Origin of the sequence: Spirosoma foliorum (assembly GCF_014117325.1) — a bacterium.
In the GTDB taxonomy this organism is placed as follows: domain Bacteria; phylum Bacteroidota; class Bacteroidia; order Cytophagales; family Spirosomataceae; genus Spirosoma; species Spirosoma foliorum.
In genome coordinates, this window is record NZ_CP059732.1 from 5,321,627 (window position 1) to 5,342,184 (window position 20,558).

15 protein-coding genes are annotated in these 20,558 nt (G+C 48.3%); 4 read left to right on the top strand and 11 right to left on the bottom strand.

Annotation, left to right across the window (positions count from 1 at the left end; genetic code table 11):
- Positions 1 to 12: 12 nt before the first annotated feature.
- Entirely contained in the window at positions 13 to 816 is an 804-nt protein-coding gene (locus H3H32_RS22620; protein WP_182457884.1) for a hypothetical protein, read from the bottom strand.
- A 72-nt stretch (positions 817 to 888) separates the two neighbouring features.
- On the opposite strand from H3H32_RS22620, the gene H3H32_RS22625 reads away from it, so the two are divergent.
- Complete coding sequence (locus tag H3H32_RS22625; RefSeq protein ID WP_182457885.1) at positions 889 to 1,617, top strand: pseudouridine synthase; 729 nt, start codon at positions 889 to 891, stop codon at positions 1,615 to 1,617.
- Between the two features lie 37 nt (positions 1,618 to 1,654).
- On the opposite strand, the gene H3H32_RS22630 is transcribed toward H3H32_RS22625, so the two are convergent.
- The gene (locus H3H32_RS22630) at positions 1,655 to 2,737 is read right to left on the bottom strand and encodes a PDDEXK nuclease domain-containing protein (protein WP_182457886.1); all 1,083 of its coding nucleotides are present in this window, start codon (positions 2,735 to 2,737) and stop codon (positions 1,655 to 1,657) included.
- Between the two features lie 308 nt (positions 2,738 to 3,045).
- On the opposite strand from H3H32_RS22630, the gene H3H32_RS22635 reads away from it, so the two are divergent.
- The 3 genes from H3H32_RS22635 to H3H32_RS22645 all read left to right on the top strand — a co-directional run bounded on the left by H3H32_RS22635 (position 3,046) and on the right by H3H32_RS22645 (position 8,038).
- Positions 3,046 to 3,855 carry a ThuA domain-containing protein gene (locus H3H32_RS22635; protein ID WP_374191851.1) on the top strand — a complete coding sequence of 270 codons (810 nt, stop codon included), beginning with the start codon at positions 3,046 to 3,048 and terminating at the stop codon, positions 3,853 to 3,855.
- Positions 3,856 to 3,858: 3 nt separating this feature from the next.
- Positions 3,859 to 7,056, top strand: a complete 3,198-nt coding sequence (locus tag H3H32_RS22640; RefSeq protein ID WP_182457888.1) for a PVC-type heme-binding CxxCH protein — start codon at positions 3,859 to 3,861, stop codon at positions 7,054 to 7,056.
- Positions 7,057 to 7,171: 115 nt separating this feature from the next.
- Positions 7,172 to 8,038, top strand: coding sequence for a sugar phosphate isomerase/epimerase family protein (locus H3H32_RS22645; RefSeq protein ID WP_182457889.1), 867 nt, complete (start codon positions 7,172 to 7,174; stop codon positions 8,036 to 8,038).
- Positions 8,039 to 8,142: 104 nt separating this feature from the next.
- Here H3H32_RS22645 and H3H32_RS22650 read toward each other — a convergent pair whose 3' ends face one another.
- From H3H32_RS22650 to H3H32_RS22690, 9 genes are all read right to left on the bottom strand, one after another.
- Entirely contained in the window at positions 8,143 to 9,096 is a 954-nt protein-coding gene (locus tag H3H32_RS22650) for a sugar ABC transporter substrate-binding protein (protein WP_182457890.1), read from the bottom strand.
- 91 nt (positions 9,097 to 9,187) lie between these two features.
- Positions 9,188 to 10,168 (bottom strand): ABC transporter permease, encoded by a 981-nt coding sequence (locus tag H3H32_RS22655; RefSeq protein ID WP_182457891.1) that lies wholly within the window; start codon positions 10,166 to 10,168, stop codon positions 9,188 to 9,190.
- A gap of 115 nt (positions 10,169 to 10,283) precedes the next feature.
- A complete protein-coding gene (locus H3H32_RS22660; protein ID WP_182457892.1) occupies positions 10,284 to 11,783 on the bottom strand; it encodes a sugar ABC transporter ATP-binding protein in 1,500 nt (499 codons plus the stop codon).
- A 198-nt stretch (positions 11,784 to 11,981) separates the two neighbouring features.
- Positions 11,982 to 13,145, bottom strand: a complete 1,164-nt coding sequence (locus H3H32_RS22665; RefSeq protein WP_182457893.1) for a Gfo/Idh/MocA family protein — start codon at positions 13,143 to 13,145, stop codon at positions 11,982 to 11,984.
- Positions 13,146 to 13,249: 104 nt separating this feature from the next.
- Entirely contained in the window at positions 13,250 to 14,281 is a 1,032-nt protein-coding gene (locus H3H32_RS22670) for a sugar phosphate isomerase/epimerase family protein (protein WP_182457894.1), read from the bottom strand.
- A 101-nt stretch (positions 14,282 to 14,382) separates the two neighbouring features.
- The gene (locus H3H32_RS22675; RefSeq protein WP_182457895.1) at positions 14,383 to 15,606 is read right to left on the bottom strand and encodes a class I mannose-6-phosphate isomerase; all 1,224 of its coding nucleotides are present in this window, start codon (positions 15,604 to 15,606) and stop codon (positions 14,383 to 14,385) included.
- A gap of 30 nt (positions 15,607 to 15,636) precedes the next feature.
- On the bottom strand, positions 15,637 to 16,689 hold the full coding sequence (locus H3H32_RS22680) for an aldose 1-epimerase family protein (RefSeq protein WP_182457896.1): 1,053 nt from the start codon (positions 16,687 to 16,689) through the stop codon (positions 15,637 to 15,639).
- A 104-nt stretch (positions 16,690 to 16,793) separates the two neighbouring features.
- Positions 16,794 to 17,573, bottom strand: coding sequence for a 3-keto-disaccharide hydrolase (locus H3H32_RS22685; protein ID WP_182457897.1), 780 nt, complete (start codon positions 17,571 to 17,573; stop codon positions 16,794 to 16,796).
- A gap of 91 nt (positions 17,574 to 17,664) precedes the next feature.
- On the bottom strand, positions 17,665 to 20,358 hold the full coding sequence (locus H3H32_RS22690) for a c-type cytochrome (protein ID WP_182457898.1): 2,694 nt from the start codon (positions 20,356 to 20,358) through the stop codon (positions 17,665 to 17,667).
- Positions 20,359 to 20,558: the final 200 nt, after the last annotated feature.

Here is a 20,558-nt window from a genome sequence, read left to right on the forward strand (position 1 = left end):
GCAGCCTCCTTTTCACTCAACTACCGAAACAATAACGTAATTGTCATTGCGGGTAATTCCGTAAAACACCTGTTTGTTTTTGACGCTTCGATCGATGGCAAACGCCTGTCCTTCGCTGACGGTCGGAATGGTTTTTACGTATTGAAGTGTGTGTCCACGTTCGGGCAGTTTTAGCACATACATCTCAGGTTTATCGTGGCCCGTGCAATAGATAAGTCCATCCGGTCCCCAGGTTCCACCCGACGTACTATATGGCGCAAAGGCCTGTAACACAGTTGCGGGGAAGGCCCAGGCTTCGAGTTGCTGCCAGTTCTCATTGAATTTCACCAATGTCGTCCAGCGGTTATCACGTCCCTCGGCCATCGACTTGTTTGAGTAATTCGCAAATGCCACCCACCAATAACCGTCATGAAAATCGGCCCAGGTCATGGAACCCGGAAACAGCCCAAAGCTATGACTGCCAATGTGCCGGAGCGTGCGTGTATCGAAAATCTCAATCGAACTCGCCATCGGTACATCGGGGTAATTCGAATGCGTACAATAGAGTTTCTGACCAATTACCACGCCACTGTTCATGTGCTTCAACAAACCTGTAGTATCGTTCCAAGCCGCTACTTGTTTGCCATCAGATTTGCTATGCTTTGTTAGCGAGTGGTTATTTATGACGTAAAAATGGGTCTGGTCGACCGCGACGCCTTGCTGAACCTGGGCTAGTTGAAAACGACGTATTTCGGTCGCCTTCTGGGCTTTACTGATGCTTGAAGAAACTAGAACTAATAGCAGAGCAACACTCGTCTGTAGCCAATGAACACACATGTTTTTTGAGTTTCGCTAGTAATGGGCGTAAGTTACAGGGCATCCTACTATTTTTGGTATTATTTGTCGCGAATGAATTCATCTCCTGATACTTCTCCTCTCCTCCCCATTCTTTACCAGTCTGCCGATTTAGTTGCCATCAATAAACCACATGGCCTGCTGGTTCACCGTTCTCCCATTGCCAGCGATGCCAGCGAATTTGCCGTACAGATTCTCCGCGATCAGTTGGGGCAGCGCGTGTATCCTGTTCACCGACTCGACCGCAAAACGGGTGGTGTGTTACTCTTCGCCCTAACCGACTCCATGAACTCGCTCATGCAGCAACAGTTTATGGAAGGGGGTATTGATAAAAGTTATCTGGCCATTGTTCGCGGCTTCACGCCCGACGAACAGACAATTGATTATGCTTTACGTAACGACGAAACAGGTGTATTTCAGGATGCAGTAACCTACTTCAAAACGGTACAACGTACTGAAATCCCCCTGCCGTTTGGCAAACACGTTACCTCGCGTTATTCATTGGTAGAGCTAACCCCAACCACCGGAAGAATGCATCAACTGCGCAAACACATGGCGCATATTCTCCACCCCATCATCGGCGACCGACCCCACGGCTGTAACAAACAGAACAAGCTATTTAAAGAGCATTTCGAGATGAGTACGATGCTGCTACACGCCCGTCAGCTTGAATTTACGCATCCCGTTACTGAGGAACGGATTAGCATTACAGCTCCTTTTCAGGCAGAGTTTGAGCGGATGTTGGGGGCGTTGTTTGGTGTTGATGATTCGCCTATTTATTGAGTAGTCGGGTTTACTATTTCCTTCAATTACAAATCTGCTAATCAAGCAGCTTTCTTAATGATTCAGGGTCCGGCAATACATTACGCAAGTGTTCCGGTAGGTCTGAACTGAGTTGATAGGTAGCTACACCCATCGGATTCTGAATGGCCTGAAATGCATAGTCCACAGTCTTGTCATTTTTCTCTTTGCACAGTACAATGCCTACCGCTGGATTTTCATCGGGCATTCGTTCCTGATCATTCAATACGTTCAGATAGAAATTTAGCTGTCCGGCATAAGCAGGTTTAAACTTCCCCTTTTTCAACTCAACAGCAACCAGGCATTTCAACTGGCGATTATAGAATAGTAGATCGACAAAGTACTCTTCGTCATCGACCAGTAGCCGATGCTGGTTACCAATAAAAGCAAACCCCTTTCCTGCCTTCAGAATAAAGTCCTTGATGTTCTGCACAATACCTTTCTCAACAACTCGCTCATCATCTGCTTCAACATTGATAAAGTCGAGCAAATACTCGTCCTTGAACGCTTGCAGAGCTGTATTACGAATCGTTTCCGGAAGTGTATTTGCGAAATTATTAGCTAAAGTTTGGTCGCGTTTCTGATAGGCTTTGGCTTTTATTTGCCAGTCGAGCATTTCGTGAGTCCACTGATTAGCTACAGCTTTTTGCATGTAAAACACGCGTTCCTGTAGATCGTGGCAACGGTTTAGTAACAGAATATGATGCGAGAAGCCAATCCCTAAAAAGATATTTAATTCGATATCATTCAATTGGGCAGACACAGTCTGCCCAATTGAATTCCCTTGTTCATTCACCCCTTTTGACTGACTATTCGTCAATTGACTAAATACCTGTGAATAGGTATCTGCGAACTGACGCATATTCTTTAGATTTCTATAAGAGAAGCCCTTAAGACCTGGCAATTGTTTCTGCAAATCGGTTGAAAGCTGTTCCAAAACCTTCGCTCCCCACTTTTCGGCACTAATTTTCTCGGATAACCGCTTGCCAACCGCGTAATAAAGCAACAATAACTCACGATTAACGAGTCGGGCAGCTCGGTAGCGGCTTTGTAGAATATGGTCTTTAAGTTCCAGTAAAAAGCTAGTATAGTTTGGTTCCATAATAAGGTTACGGTTAAGCGTAAAAACGAAAAAAGTAACCAAATAAATACTTTTTAATTACTAATAAATAAAAATGCCCTTTTCCAGATTAATACGCTCAATTACGAGCCTCTCATTTCTTTATTTTGCGTGACGGCGGATTTATACCGTGTCTTCCTATCCTCCAGGCAATAGTAATAACCTCTGTTTTTAATAGTAGGTCAATCAAATTTTTCGCTTTTCAATCGAAAAAATCAGACGTGAACACGAAACGTAGAACTTTTCTTCAGACAGTCGCCGGATTAGTCAGCCTAAGTGCCTTACCGGGTCTGGCTACGGTAAAAGCCCCTAAGAAGCCACTGGTGGTGTTTGTTACTGGCGATCATGAGTACAGTGGCGAACTAACATTGCCACTCATTGCCGCTGAACTTGAGAAAAACTACGGCATGAGGACTAAAGTCCTGAAAGCTTACCCAGATTATAATGGCGAAAAAGATATTCCCGGCCTTGAAGCTCTAAAAGAGGCCGATCTGGCCGTTTTCTATCTCCGCTGGCGTCAACTTCCTAAGGAGCAACTTCAGTTTATTGACGACTATCTGAAATCAGGAAAACCAGTCATGGGCTTCCGGACAACAACCCATGCGTTCAACTATCCCGAAGGCGATCCACGCATACGCTGGAACTCCTTTGGCGAGTTTGCCTTTGGCGCACCTCCGGGCTGGGGTGGCAAGGCACAGCATACGCACTACGGCCATAAAAGCACAACCGATGTGACGATCATCCCTGAAGCGGCAAAGAATCCTATTCTGACGGGTGTTGAACCAAGCTTTCATGCATCATCCTGGTTATACCGCGTTCAGCCCGATTATCCGGCCAAAGGATCAACCTGGTTGCTGATGGGTAAATCTGTGAACCCCGATAAGCCAGCCATCGAAAACCCCGTTGCCTGGACCTGGAAAAACGAATGGGGCGGCAAAGCTTTCCTGACCACGCTGGGGCACCCCGAAGATTTTCAGGTCGAATCGTTTCAGCGGTTAGTTATCAATGCGATTCATTGGGAGTTAGGGCTGCCAATCCCGAAGAAATGGAAAGGAAAAATTGACATCAATGTGCCCTACGGCCACCCCCAAAAACCTTGATTTATGAAATCGTTTGTTTCTCGAAGAACTAACATCTATAGCGTACTCCTGGTCGTCGTTGCTGTACTCATCGGATTTAGTGCTTTTCAGTCAGGCCAACTGTCGAGTTCAGGCAATGCCTTTCAGCCGATTACGCTGAAGAAAGGCACCCATATCAGTCTGATTGGCAACAATTTGGGCTCTCGGATGATGAACTACGATCATTTTGAGACTGAAATGCAGGTTCGTTACCCTGATGACCAGCTCTTCATCCGTAACATGTGCGATCCGGGCGATACACCTGGTTTCAGACCCCGTTCGAGCCGATTCTTGCCCTGGGCCTTTCCCGGTGCCGAGCGTTTTCAAACCGAATACGCCAATCCGTCGGATAGTCAGGGCCAGTTTGAATCGCCCGACGAATGGCTAACCCGGCTCAAAACCGATGTGATCATTGCTTTTTTTGGCTACAATGAATCCTTCCAGGGTAAAGCGGGTCTGGCCAATTACAAAGCCGAACTGGATGCCTTTATCAAGCACACGCTGAGCCAGAAATACAATGGCACAACAGCTCCACAACTGGCCATCGTATCGCCCATCGCGTTCGAGAATTTATCCGACAAATACGATCTGCCGAACGGCAAAACCGAAAACGAGAACATTTCGCTTTATGCGAATGCCATGAAGGAAGTGGCGGAGAAAAACCATGTTCTTTTTGTTGACGCTTATGCCCCCTCGCAACAATGGTACAACACCACTGCCGAGCCACTGACAATTGATGGTTCTCAGCTTACCGATGAAGGCTATAAAAAGCTTGGCCCTCTACTCGTCGATCAAATTTTCGGCAAATCGTCGCCTAAAGCCGAATCCAGACGGAAACTGGTTTACGATGCCGTTATGGAGAAAGACTGGATGTTTCATAACGACTATAAAATTCCGAATGGCGTTCACGTCTACGGTCGTCGGTACAACCCATTCGGGCCAGACAATTACCCGGCTGAAATCGAGAAAATCCGGCAGATGACGGCCATTCGGGATACGGCGGTATGGCTTGCAGCTTCTAAAGGGGAGAAAATGGACATTGCCACGGCCGATGAACGAACGAGAAGACTGCCTGAAGTAAAAACCAATTTTAACCCGGAGAAAAACGGCAGTCTGACATATCTGTACGGGCAGGAAGCGTTGAGCAAGCTTAAAGTGCCACAGGGCTATAAAATCGAATTGTTTGCCTCCGAAGAAGAGTTTCCCGATCTGGCGAAACCCATGCAGATGTCGTTCGATAACAAGGGGCGACTTTGGGTAGCGGCCATGCCAAGTTATCCGCACTACAAACCCGGCGATCCTAAACCCAATGACAAAATCCTGATCCTGGAAGATACCAACGGCGACGGTAAAGCGGATAAACAAACGGTTTTTGCTGATCATCTGCACCTTCCGCTTGGTTTCGAAATCGCGAAAGAAGGCGTTTATATCTCGCAGGGGCCGAATTTGAAGCTTTTCACAGATACGAATGGCGATGACAAAGCCGACAAAAGTGTGATTCTGATGAGTGGCTACGACGATCATGACACCCACCACAATAGCCATGCTTTTTGCGTCGACCCATCCGGTGCCATTTACTCCGGCGAAGGGGTGTTTTTGCACACTAACGTCGAAACTTCGTATGGTCCTGTTCGCGCTACCAACGGAGGATTTTACCGTTACGCGCCCCAACTGCACAAGCTGGAACGCACAGCGCAACTCTCCATCCCGAATCCCTGGGGTATTGCTTTTGATGACTGGGGACAACCGTTCTTCGCCGAAACTTCCAGCCCGGATGTTCGCTGGATGATGCCCGGTTCGGTGTTGCCTCGCTATGGCGAATACACGCACAAATCAGTTCAGTTGGTGGAAGAAGCGCATCGGGTTCGGCCTACGTCTGGTCTGGAATTTGTATCCAGTCGCCATTTTCCGGATGATATTCAGGGCGATTTCCTGATTAACAACACCATTGGATTTCTGGGAACGAAAGAACATACGCTCGTCGACGATGGAACCGGCTATAAGAGCAAACACCGCGCCGATCTGGTTGTGAGTGAAGACCGTAATTTCCGGCCTGTCGATATGGAGTTTGCACCTGATGGTTCACTCTATCTGATTGATTGGCACAACATTCTAATCGGCCACATGCAGCACAACGCCCGCGATCCCCTGCGCGACCATTCGCACGGTCGGGTGTACCGGATTACGTATCCATCGCGCCCGCTGGTAACACCCGCTAAAATTGATGGAGCCAGTATTGAGCAATTGTTGGATAATCTCAAGCTGCCTGAATACCGTACTCGCTACCGCACACGTCGTGAACTTCGCGGTCGGGATGCATCGGAAGTACTGGCTAAATTGAAAATCTGGGTAGCTGGTCTTGACAAAAAAGACCCGCGTTACGAGCACCATCTGCTGGAAGGCTTATGGGTGAGTTGGGGTATGGACAAAGTCGATCAAACCCTACTCCGGCAAGTTCTGAAAGCCAAAGATTACCACGCCCGAGCCGCTGCGGTTCAGGTAGTTCGGTACACGGGACATCAGGTAAAAGATCAGGCCGATCTGTTGATGCAGGCCGTTAAGGACGAGAACAGTCGGGTTCGATTAGACGCGATTGTGGCTGCCTCCTGGATCGGCAAGGAAAAAGGACTGCCCATCCTGGCGGAAGCTGCTAAAAAGCCACTTGACGATTGGATGATTCACGCTTATGATGCCGCTGTGGCGCACCTCAAGGGAGAAAACGTAAAGAAAGAGAAAGAAGTCGTAGAGAAGTCAACCTTGAAAGGGTCAGAACTGGCGCTGTATAATTTGGGCAAGCAAATTTATGCCAAGGAAGGCTATTGCACCACTTGTCACCAGCCTGATGGAAAGGGTCTTGCAGCCTCTGGATTCCCTCCACTTACGGGCACCAACTGGGTCTCGGGCAATGAAGAGCGATTGATCAAAATCGTTCTGAAAGGTGTGATGGGTCCTATTGAAGTCGTAGGCAAAAACTACCCCGGTCAGGTGCCAATGACTCCCTTTGGCGGCTTATTAAAAGACAATGAAGTCGCGGCAGTACTGACGTATGTACGAAATTCATTCGGCAACAATGCTTCACCTATTACACCTGAAAAAGTGAAGCAAGTCAGAGCGGCCACAGAACGTAAAAAAGATTTCTATTCACCGGATCAGTTGCTGAAAGAACATCCAATGGAGAAGTAAGTGAATAGATAATGTAAAATGCATAATGGACAATGAATAAGGAAAGTACTCACCCTGTCATTATCCATTGTTCATTATGCATTTTACATTTACTTATGCCCTAATACCCTTAATCATGCCTAATTCAATAGTTTCACCTGTCGGCTTCAACGTATTAGCCTGGACAGCCGTAATGTCCGAAAAACTGAACCCGCTCACGGAGCGTCTTAAAACCATTGGTTACGATGGAATTGAGTGCTTTGTCGATAACACCGATGTTGCCGTATACCGACAGTTTGGCGATCATTTGAATCAGCTTGGCTTGCAAAGTACCTGCGTGGTGGTGGTTGGCCCCGACGAAAATCCGGCTAGTGATTCCGCTAAAATTCGGGAGCAGGCTGTCGATTTTTTGAAAGGTGTCATTGACCGGGCTCATGCCATGAATGCATCGGTGCTTTGTGGACCTTTTCATTCTGCTTTTGCGACATTCACCCGACGCGAACCACAACCTGACGAATACGCCCACAGTGCCGAAGTGTTACACATTGTCGGCGATTACGCCAAGCAGGCAAACATCATCCTGACGCCCGAAGCACTAAATCGCTTTGAGTGTTATCTGTGCAATACTATGGAGCAATTGTCGCATCTGATACACATGGCCGACCATTCGAATGTTCGGGCGATGTTCGATACGCACCATGCCAATATGGAGGAAAAGCGTTTTCCGAAAGCAATTCAGACTATTGCTCCCGTTCTGGCACACGTACACATCAGCGAAAATGACCGGGGAACACCTGGTGATGGCCATATCCCCTGGGATGATACCTTCCGAACACTGGCCGAAATCGACTATAAAGGCTGGATGACAATTGAAGCCTTTACTCGCAATGACATTGATTTCGCCAACTCGATCAATGTCTGGCGCGAATACAACGACCCTTGGGACATCGCCGAAAACGGCCTCAAATTCATCAAAGCCATGCAGGCTAAATATGCCAATTAATCGTTTTTTGTCATTCCGACGCCAGGAGGAATCTCAACGTTGTGTATTAGTCAAGCTTGAGATTCCTCCTGGCGTCGGAATGACAAAAAAGAAGGAAACAGATTCTATTTCAGAAACTTGGCCAGGTTGTCTTTCGTCACTAACTGAAACGGGATGAGCGTTTCTTTATCATACGCCTGCCCCTTGGCAGCTTTTACTGCCGTTTCAATCGCTTTAGAGCCCTGTTCTTCCGCATTTTGGAAAACGGTAGCGTCCAGCGTTCCCTTCTTAACGGCCTGTAGTCCGTCGGGAATGGCGTCGATACTCACGACAATTACTTTGTCTTTCAAACCGGCATCGGTCAGGGCTTTTACAGCGCCTAATCCCATTTCGTCGTTTTGTGCAAATACTGCATTGATCTGGGAACCATACGACTGAATCCAGTTCTCCATCAAGGACATGGCTTTCGCCCGATCCCATTCGCCCGTTTGATGGGCGAGAAGTTTCAGGTTTGGGTATTGTTTCAGCACTTCACGAGCGCCCTGCTCCCGCTTGATTTGCGCGGCCTGCCCCATGTAACCGTGCATCATCAGCACATTGCCTTTACCACCCAATTTCTCCGCAATGTATTTCATGGCAATACGAGCCGACTCCACGTCATCGGAACCAACAAAAGCCGAGGGTTTTGCGCTCGTTTCTGAGTTTACGTTGATAATCGGAATGTTAGCCGCCAGCGCTTTCGTCACGGCTGGCGAACTCGCTTCCACTTCGCAGGGGTTCATAATAATGGCATCGACTTTCTGAGCGATAAAGCTCTCGATCTGTTCCACCTGTTTCAACGCCGACCGTTCGGCATCGACGGTAATCAACTCAACTCCATCGGCTTCTGCTTTTTTAACCATCGCATCGTGCACATTCACGATGAACTCATTTTGCATGCTGAGCATCGAGACGCCTACCACGAGCTTTTTACCATCGCCCTCCTGCCCTTTTTCGCTGGAAGATGATTGGCTACAGCCTGTTAATAGAAATATGCTGAAAAGATAATAGCTAACAAATCGTGTGTAGGTCTGTCTCATTAGAGTTTTACTTTTCAGTCGCATAGCGACTAAATGTTTGTAGAAAATAAAAATATTGAATTTTTAACTGGTCGCGTAGCGATCAAATGAATCAACCATTCTTTCCATGTTTCAAACTGTCCAGCACTACGGCGCCAATGATGATAGCGCCCATCACGACTTGCTGGTAATAGGATGTTACATTCATCAGATCAAGACCATTGCTGATAACGCCGATCAGTAAAGCACCCAACAGCGTTCCGGTCATGGTTCCGGCCCCGCCCGACGTGCTGGTTCCGCCGATGATCGCAGCCGCAATGGCATCTAGCTCAAACCCTGCTCCGGCATTGGGTTGGCCGGTTGTAATCCGGGAAGTCAGCAAGATTCCGGCTAAGGCAGCCAGTCCACCGCATAGGGTATAAACGATCATTTTGACCTGCTTCAACTCAATTCCCGATGCCTTAGCTGCCTGTTCGTTTCCGCCCACTGCGTACATATAACGACCAATTACGGTTTTCCGCAGAATAACGGTGCAGATGGCAAAGAACACAACAAGGATGATAATCAGTGTGGGCACGCCAAGTACTTTGCCTCCACCTATAAAATTAAACGAATCGGACAGGTTAGAAATCGGACGTCCTTTACTCAGGATCAAGGCTAGTCCGCGGCCAATGGTCATGGTCCCCAACGTAACAATAAAGGGAGGAACTTTCGTACGAGTCACGACAAAACCGTTGAATGCCCCAAAAAGCAGGCCCGCCAGCAAGCCAATTACTATTGGAACGATAACCGGATACGTATCAGCGTGGGCAAACGAAGCGGCTACAACGCCCGTAACGGCAACAATCGAACCGATAGACAGATCGATACCACCTGTGATGATCACAAACGTAACGCCAAAGGCCAGCAACGCATTGATCGACACCTGTGTGACAATAATCATCAGGTTCTGAATCGTAAAAAATCGGGGTGTCGTTATCGAAAGAGCAATACAAATCGCCACCAGAACAATCAGAAGCACATACCGGCCAACATTACCGATGCGTATTTTACCGTAATAGTCACCCTTATTAAGCGTAATGTCTTTTTCCATGTATTGTAATTTATTGGCCACTTTGGCTTCTACGGATTCTTAGATTCTTTTTGATTCTATTGCCCTGAAACAGTCCATTTTTATCACTCAATACAAATAGAATCACCAGAATCATTTACTGCTCCATTGCATAGTGCATGATCGTTTCTTGTGTGGCCTCTTTCGTTGAAAAGAGTGCAGTTTGTTTTCCCTGCGACAAAACAAGTATCCGATCACTCATGCCGAGCAGTTCGGGGAGTTCGGATGAGATCAGGATGATTGCAGTACCAGATTCTTTCAGTTGATTGATGAGTTTATAAATTTCAGCCTTAGCACCAATGTCAATACCTCGGGTTGGTTCATCAAGGATGATGAGCGATGGAGAAGAAAGCAGAATTTTACCGATGACTACCTTCTGCTGATTTCCTCCACTAAGTTGTAAAACCGGTTGATCAAGACTGGACGCTTTGATTCGCAGGTTCGTCATCATTGCGCCGGCGACCTCCGATTCACTTTTTGCCTGAACCAAAAGCCCTTTTGCATACTTGGGCAACGTGGTCAGGGTAATGTTTTCCCGAACCGACAGGTGAGGAATGAAACCAAATTGTTTACGATCTTCACTAACGTAGCCGATACCATGCCGAATGGCATCCTGTGGTGTATTTATCGTGACCTTTTCTCCCTTTATGAATAGCTCACCACTGTCGGCGGGATCAAGGCCATAAATGGCGCAGGCCACCTCGGTCCGCCCCGCTCCCATTAGGCCAGCAATACCCAGTACTTCGCCTTCGTGAACCACGAAATTGATGTCAGAGAATTTGCCGTTTCGGCTCAAGTGCTTTACTAATAGTACTTCTTTGCCCGATTGGGCTGTGGAGTCGGGGAAGAGCGTGTCGATCTCACGACCCACCATCATCGTAATCAGGGTATGTATATCAAGTTCGGCAGCTGGTTTGGTGGCCACGTATTTTCCATCCCGAAGCACCGTAATGGTATCCGCAATGGCGAAAATCTCCTCCATTTTGTGGGAGATATAAATAATGGCAACGCCCTTCTTTTTCAGATCGCTAATGATACCGAACAGGGTCGCCACTTCTTTATCAGACAAGGCCGATGTGGGTTCGTCCATGATGATGACCTTGGCGTTGTTTGAGATAGCTTTGGCAATTTCAACCATCTGCATCTGCGCCACACTGAGGTATTTCATCTGGGTATCAGGACGTATGTTTACGCCCATTTGCCGAAGGAGTTGGCCTGCCTGCTCTGTTATAGTCCGGTCGTTTAACCAGCTGAACAGCTTTCCTTTTGCTTCTCGACCCAAGAAGATATTTTGTGCGACCGTCAATTCAGGAACGACCAGCATCTCCTGATGAATCATGGAAATGCCCTGCTTAATCACCTCTCTGACATGACTAGCGGTTAGGTCGTTGCCATCAAAACTGATTTCACCAGCATCAGGTTTCAGGAGTCCAATCAGAAGCTTCATCAGCGTAGACTTCCCAGCTCCATTTTCTCCCATCAAGGCATGAACCTCTCCCCTACGGATGTTCAGTTGAACGTCGTCCAAGGCCACCACACCCGCGAAGATTTTCGTCAGTCCACGTACCTGAAGGATGTAGTCTTGGGGAGAAGCCATAGCTGGTATTAACGGAGATAAATCTAATGAAAAGGGCCGTAGGTCCGGTCTGTTAATAGCAAAATCTCACGACCATTTATCCATAGCGCCGTAGGTGCGACCTAATTTGATTAACAATTAGGTCGCACCTACGGCGCTATATTGATTCGGCAATCTCTTTACTATTGACAGGTCATCCCTACGAGATTAATAAGGTTTTTACTGCGTGAATTCTTCAACACCCGTGTCCTTCCAGCTTCTGGATGCTGCCGATTCCAGCACGGCTTCGCAGACTTTCTGGGTTTCCAGCGAATCCTGGAAGTTTGGCGAGCAAGGGGCACCCGTTTCGAGGCTTTTCAGGAAATCAGCTACCTGGTGAATGAAACTGTGTTCATAACCAATGCCTAAACCGGGCACCCACCATTTATCCATATAGGGCTGGTCACCGTCCGTTACGTGGATTGAGCGCCACCCGCGCACAATACTCTCGTCAGAATGATCGAAATATTCCAGGCGGTTCAGGTCATGCAAATCCCAACGGATCGAAGCATTTTCACCGTTGATTTCAAGCGTATACAACGCCTTGTGACCACGGGCATAGCGTGTCGATTCGAACAGACCTAACGAGCCATTATCGAAATGACAATGGAAGATACAGGCGTCATCAATACCAACGGGTTCTACTTTCCCCGTTCCCTGGTGAAACCGTTCTTTCACGAAGGTTTCGGTAACCGCCGATACGTCTTTGATGGTGCCGTTCAGCCACATAGCGGTATCGATACAGTGAGCCAGCAGGTCGCCTGTTACGCCAGAACCGGCAGCTTCAACGTCCATACGCCAGGTACCTGCACCACCTTGTGGAACCTCGGCACTAATTGTCCAGTCCTGCAGGAAGTTAGCGCGGTAATGGAAAATCTTGCCCAGTTTACCCGAATCGATAATCTGTTTCGCCAACGAAACGGCTGGAATGCGACGGTAGTTATACCAAACCGTATTGGCAACACCGGCTTCCTTAACGGCATCAACCATCTGTTGCGCTTCGGCAACGGTCCGGGCTAGCGGCTTTTCGCAGAGGATCATTTTGCCCGCTTTAGCAGCCGCAATGGCGATTTCGGCGTGCGAATCATTAGGTGTGCAAATGTCGATTGCGTCGATATCATCTCGAGCAACCAGCACCTTCCAATCAGTTTCGATAGATTCATAGCCCCATTGGTCGGCAAATGCTTGCACTTTCGCAGCATTACGGGAACAGACGGCTTTCAAAACCGGCGTGTATTCCAGATCAGGGAAGAAATTAGGGACTCGATTATAGCCGTTGGAGTGTGTTCGGCCCATGAATCCTGTACCGACTAAACCAATTCGTAGTTCTTTTTTAGTTGACATGTTGTTTGGTTTTCGGATTACGGTTTATGGTTTACGGTTGGCTGACGCCAGCATTGTTCGCGTCAGCCAACCGTAAACCATAAACCGTAATCCATAAATTATTTTTAAGCCTCGTACCAGCCGTGTGCTTGGCGGACTTTGATCATGGTCGCCAGAATATCGTTCCAGGTCTGCTGGTTTGTCATCACCGAATTCGGGAACATACAGCCATCCCAGCAGATGTGTTTGAACGCTTTGGTCAGAACGCCATTTTCGTCGCGCAGCCAGTAACCTGCATCATGAACAACATCGAGTTTGCCATTGGGGTCTAATGCCTGGCAGTGACGGCCCGTTTTATCGTGCGAACCGGAGCCAAAGACTGTTCCGTCGTTTTGGGCGACGTGGAAGTCGATAGTCCAAGGGCGCAATGCATTCGTTAAGGTCTTGAGCGCTTCTTCCAGCGTAGCCCGGTCGCTCCAGTCGAAGTCAGGCGGTAAAATACGATCCTGTTCGCGGTTGTAGCCCATTGTGTACAGCAATGTATGCGCCATGTCGGCCTGGAAGCCCATGTTTGGTCGATCAACCAATTCCAGCGTTTCGAGCATGGTTTTCCAACTGTGCATACCGCCCCAGCAGATTTCCCCCTCGGCCGCCAGTTTTTCACCATATTCAGCCGCTACATCGCAGGCTTCGCGGAAGGTTTGGGCAATCAATTTGGTGTTTCCGGTCGGATCAGCGTCCCAATCATGCGGAGAACTGGCCGAGTCGATACGCACAACACCACTGGGGCGAATTCCGAGTTCGGTGAGTTTCTGGCCGATATGGCAGGATTTGCGAACCATCTCAACAAAGTTGGCGCGATCTTCTTTGCTACCCATCGCTGGACCACCCCAGATTGGCGCCACCAGCGAACCAATTTTCAGGTTATAACCGCCTACTTTATCGGCCAGTCGTTTGATCTCATCGTCCGATATATTCACATCGATATGCTCGAAAAGAGCCAGATCGACGCCGTCGAATTTCACGCCATCCACTTCAGCACCCGCTGTCAGTTCCAGCATGGTATCGAAGCCAACAACAGGTTCGGAATCGGGGCCTTTGCCAACAACCCCCGGCCACATGGCGTTGTGGAGTTTAGGATAATTATTCTCGTTCATGAAAGTATGGTTTAAGGTAGGTGTTTGCAGTTTGAGGTTTGAAGTTCGTAGTTGTGAACAGCTATCAACTTCAAACCTCAAACTGCAAACCTCAAACTTCTTTAAAGTACTAAATCTGGATTGCTTGGTCCAAAGTGCTTCAGCATCACAATGGGGTCAGTCGTTGATTGGTTAACAATGACAACGCCTTCCAGAGCCGCTTTTTCGCTCACAAAAAACTCATCGTTGGTCAACTGTCCGTACCGAATCATGGTTGGTGTTTCGATGTCCCAATCGTTTAGTTTGCCGTGGCCCTGCATCATAATCAGACCGTAAGCAGCACTATCTTTGATGGTTACCGTCTGACCAGGCAATACCGTTAACTCCTTGGCGCTGAAGGCATCCGACTTGTAGCAAACCCATACTTCGCTGTATCCGGCTGCGTTCATTTCTTCCACATCCCGAACCGGTAGTGGTTTCATGAACCGGTTGGCCATCATTTGCGGATCGGTATTCAAGTCCCAGTCGATTGCCTCCATCAATTGATCGTAATCACCGATACGCTCTTTAGGCGTACCGTTCCAAAGCAACTCTTCGGGAATAATGGCTTCGTTCACCAGCGACTGGTACATGGCGAAAACGTCAGACGCTTTCTGCGGCTCGTAGGTACACATGCTTCCGGGCGCGTGAAGCAATCCCGGTGGTACATCCCAGCCCGTTCCTGGCTCCAGTCGATAGGCCGATGAGTAGTTAGTGATTTTGTTATCGCCTTTGGTGAAGTTTTGCAGGCACTCTTTGATCTGTTCTTTCGATGTACCGGGTGCAATACCGATGAACGTATACGGGAAATCGCCACCGTGGTTATTCACTTGTGGTGGGAAATAATAGGCCTCGGGTTTACCCAACTGACCAATCAGGGCAGCCTGCTCATCGTTGTGGTGCAGGTGGTGTGGCAGCGGACCCATGTTATCGAAAAACTTAGAATACATTGGCCAGGCACCGTACTCATCCCACAAACGGTCGCCAATCAATTCGCCTTTCAACTCACTTACGGCGTCTTTCAACAGGAATTGAACTTCTTTGCCTTCGTCGTTGAAAACTACGTGGCTCAGGCCTTCGTTTTCGCCTGTTAGTGGTCCGTTTTTAGCAGGCGTAGTTGAAGAGAACCAACGTTCGTCGATACCGCCCCGCTCACCACCTAATACATAGTAATCATCTGGATGCAGCTTAATCCGACGGCCTGGTACGCAAAACGACCGGGGTACCCAGGTTGGGGTTAGGCGTAAAACTCCTTTTCCTTGTTCTAATGCTTTTTCAATTACACTGAGTGCTGGCGTTGTTTCCATACAGGTTTATTAATAATCAGCTTAACGATATTAGGAGAGAAAGGCAGTTATAGCGTCTTTCTCATGTAAAATTTCGATTTCTAAATCATAAGATTTACGCTCGCCCGGTGCCAGAAACAACAATTCGTTCTGTTCCCGAGCCTTAGCTTGTCCAATCAGCGAGTTAGTTGCTGGTTCCAGGCCTGTTACATACTCACCTTTTCCCCAATGCTGCCAATTGATCAGCCAGGGCAACTGCGCTTTCTGAAACCGTAGCGCCATCGCAATGCCTAGCTTGGCATTATGCAAACCAGCTGTGCATTGGCCAGCACTATCGGGGGTACAATCAATAGAGGCAACGGCTTCGCCTGTTCCACTGTGCGTATCTAACGGAGCGGGGCATTTACGGAAGTCGTTACCCTCCCGAAATATGTCGGCATTGATACCACCTTCGCGCGTTTGCCAATCTCCCTTCCAGATAATATCGGTTCCTTCATCGACCAGTGGCCAACCGAAATTGAAATGGTAGAGCAGCATGTGCGGTACAGCTGTATTGCCCCGGTTGATCACCTCATCGTGAATCCGAAGAAATGGCTGGCCCAGTGTACCGGAGATGGTCCGACGTAGTTCCAGACTAGGTCCGAAAATCTTCGTTTCCTTGATTCGGCCGGTAATACTCATTTCCAACCTGCCCAACAGTGGATCGGGCTGGATAATGGATTCGATTTCGGCGGGGCAGTTACTTATTTGCCCATGCAATCCGCGTTCGCCATAAGCATCCTGTTCGGGACCGCCTACATGCGAGAGGCCGCAGGTGGTAAGTAAGCCGCCACCAAATGTCCGAAGCCAGTCGATCCCCTTATCCGAAAAGGGTTGGGGTGGTGTTACTCCCGTGTGACTGAGCCAGGCCAGACTATGTTGGTTATAAAAGGCGTCGGCAATGTCCATTACGCGGTCGATGACCACTTTGTACCGCAGGCCCGTTCCGGTGTTTATCCACGCAATTCGGGTACCACGGCCCGATCCGTTATCCAGCACCGACGTTTCGATACCGCCGATCTGGGCCGGATTAGAGACTTTATCTGTCCAGGATTGTTGAGTCAAAATGAATTTCTAGGTTTATTGTTTACGGTTTACGGTTTACGGTGGCTGACGCGAGTGTTTTGCTTGTACATCAGCCACCGTAAACCATAAACCGTAAACCGAAACTACAACTGTTTCAGCATCAAATTCCGGTATTGCACTTTCATGGGTGGGCCCACGTGTACCTGTACGCCTAAAAGACCTTTGGATTTGCCGTTGACTGTGTCTTCATCAGTCACTTCACTCATGAGCACGTCATTGATGTAGTGCTGTAAACGGTTGCCTTTGATGACTAACCGGAAGGTGTTCCAGTCTTCGCTTTTAATCAGCGTTTTTAATGAGTCGGAGCTGCCTAATGAACCTGTCACGGTCAATCCGCTCCAGGCATTGTTTTTCACGTTAGCGCGGACACCTTCGGGTGTTGCTGGTCCTGTATAAGGTGGAATGGTTGTTTTCTGTCCCCGATACGCGAGTGTTGTTCGTTTCCGTTCTTCGTAGTTCTGGCCTGTGTAACGGATTTTCCCATCGATGTCGGCCTGATACCCTCGTAGAGCAAAAGGAACATCAGTCAGTTGGTCACTACGATAGTTGATCCCTGAGTTACCATCCTGCGTGATATTGAACTCGCCTGTGAACTCAAAATCGCCGGGCTCTCCCCCTTTCCAGATAATGAACGAGTTGGTTTTCAGTAGCGTAGCTGGCGTTATTTCGCCAACCAGATTGCCATTTTCGACACGCCAGTAGGTTGGATCACCGTCCCAGCCTTTCAGCGTTTTTCCGTCAAAAATCTGAACAAAGCCATCTTTCTTTTTTTGTGCGACGCAGGATGTATTGATCCCAGCGGTCGTCATAACCGCCAGTAGTAATCCTAGCTGGATAAAGTTGAGATTTCTTCTTTTTAGCATGTCAATTTTAGTTTTGTAGCGCGGACATCCTGTCCGCATAGCATAGGTTGTTTTATCTACGGCTATGCGGACAGGATGTCCGAGCTACTTATTATTTCCCTTTCGAGCCTGCCTTATATACATCGTTATTCTGATTGCCACCCGCTTTCAGATAGGCAATCAAATCCTTTAATTCATCACCGTTCAGGCTATTGATCAGACCGGGAAGCATAACCGACTCTGTCGAATATTTTTTCGACGTCACAGTGCTTTTGGGAACCTTACGAAGTTGATCTGGCGCAAACGGATTCTGAGAAATAGAGTAATTCACCTTGTCTTCACTAACTAACCGACCAAGCACAGACTGTCCATTTTTCAGGTAGAAAATAGTAGATGCATACTGATCAGAAACAGCCTTGTTAGGATTGATTATCGCTTCCAGAATATCCTTGTTGGAGAATCGAGTGCCTAGTTGTGTCAGGTCAGGACCGATATCCCCACCTTGACCACCCATCGAATGGCAACGGCTGCACAAGATAGCCGAGTAGATTTTTTGACCCGTAGCAAAGTCACGAGTTCCTGATCCACTATCAACAATCGCGACGGCTTTTTCCAGTTTCCATTGACGACCAGGGCCTTTAGGCGAATAATCACTAACAATATCATTCCCGGATGCAGTCAGTAAATCGGCTCCCGATAGTTTATTGTACTTTTCAAACTGATCTTTCGGTACGTGATTCAGGGCCAGCTTACGAGCTTTGTCAATGAAGCCAATGTAGCTGCGGCCACCCTGATATTTGAACGCTTTAGCAAACCAGGAAAAATACCGATCCCACAGGGCTGGCGTCCAGCCTGTATTGGCGCTACTCAACATGGTGGCGTAGTAAGTTTGCTGAGCTGGGGGAAGTTTTTCCAGCATTTTGGCGATATCAAGTCCGTACTGAGGGTTACGTAAAATCAGGTCACTCGACGCAGTAACTGTCTGACCACCCACGGGCCCTATATCTTCATTATTTTTATCGAGCAGAGCTAAGGTTTTCTCAATCACACCTGGAGCGTCAAATGAGATCAGCAACTTGCTATAAGCGCGATTCAATACCGCTGTTTTAGCTGGATAACGTGGACTCAGATACGCAATTACCTTTGCTTTATCAGCTCCTTCTGGCAACCCAGCACGCGTACATACGAGTTCGATAGCTCGCATTACATCCAGTTGTTGGGTCTCGGTAAGCGGATCAAATTTGATCTTCAGAAGGGTATTCAACATCTGGCTTTTCAGGGCTGGATCACCATGACGAGCTAATGCGATGATAGCATAGGTAGCGCGTACGGGATCGGTTTCGGCGAGTGCCTTGGCCTGCCACTGACTAACGGGCTGATGTTCAACGGCAATGCGAGCGGCATAGCGAATAAAGCGATCTGGATGGTTCAGGTATGGCCAGGCAGCTTCAATAGCACCAGCCATTGGGTCACCGTGATATTGCTCCAGTTTCGTTCTAATCTGATGTTCAGGAGTGAGGGTTGGTGCCTGCGTATTAGCCGCTACCGACTCCGTACCTGTGTACGTAACCCGGTACAGATCGGACTCCAGTCGGCGACCACCCGTTAAGAAATAAACCGCGCCATCGGGACCCACCAGACCATCGGTTAATGGCAGTGGTGATCCAGAGATAAACTCTTCGGCTGTAGCACTATAGGTCGACCCCTGAGGCTGTAGGTGAACGGCATACATAATGCCGAAACTCCAGTCGAATGCATAGACGGCTTTCTGGTATTTCTGAGGGAAACGTGCTCCTCTACCGGCAAACACACCCGTCGGAGAGCCTTGGCCCATATTTAAAACAGCAGGCAAACAATCGGCAAACGTGGGCGACCAGTTGCTGGCAGCTGTACGCCAGCCAAATTCAGCTCCACTCGTGATGTGGCAAATACGGGTTGGCTTATACCAGGGCAGACCGAAATCCCACTCCATGTCCGAATCGTAACCAATTACATCGCCAGCATCGTTAAAATCGAAGTCGAAGGTGTTCCGGAAACCAGCGCCCATCAACTCCCACTTCTGTCCATCAGGATCGATTTTGGCTAGCCAACCACCCGGCGCCATCCGATCGGTAGCGTGTCCACGAGGGTCTTTAATGGCGGGAAATAGGTTATCTTCTTTCCAAACGGGTGGTAACCGATAAGCGTCCATTTTAGGGACGTCCGTGAAATTACCACACATGAGGTACAGCGACTTGCCATCGGGCGAGAGTTTTATGCTGTGTGGACCATGCTCACCTTCTCCTTTCAGTGATTTCAGAAGAGTTACGGTCTCAAATTGATCATCGCCGTCTTTATCCTGAAGGCGATAAAGGCCGCTCCCTTTCCCGAAGTTTTTATTCTCCCGGTTGTTCACCATTACATAGAGGCTGTTGAAAGCATACAACAAGCCCTGCGCATAACCCATACCTACTGTGGTATCGCCTGGTTGAACGTTTCCAACTTTCAGTTTTTCAATTTTAGGCTGCTGTACACCAGAACCGATAGGTGGCAATTCCAACCGATACAAAAAACCATACTGATCGGAGGTGATCATACGGCCCTTGTTATCAAAAGCCATAGACACCCAGGAACCCTGTTTATTGTCGGAGGGACTGTAAAGATGCTCAGCTTTGAAGCCGGGCAACAGTTTCAGTTTGTCGAGCCTGGGGTTGTCGGCCTTGGTTGCCTCGGATGACACTCCGCGCATATTAACCCAGGAGGCCCCAATCAGAACGATGGCCGAAACGGCAAGCATCAACTTGGCTGGTCTGTAGGTAAAAAACATAATCGTATTGAGTAAGTAAGTTAATATCGTGCCGGGTTGGCGGTTAGTCGGATGGTAAAGCGGACAATCTATGCATAAAGCGCCTTTAGAGGGCAATATACCGGCTTTTTCGAGGCTGGTAGAGGAAAGAAAAGAAGCAGAGCCGAAACGATTCTGCTTCTATTGATTTAGTCTTACCAACCTATGTTTAACTAAATGAC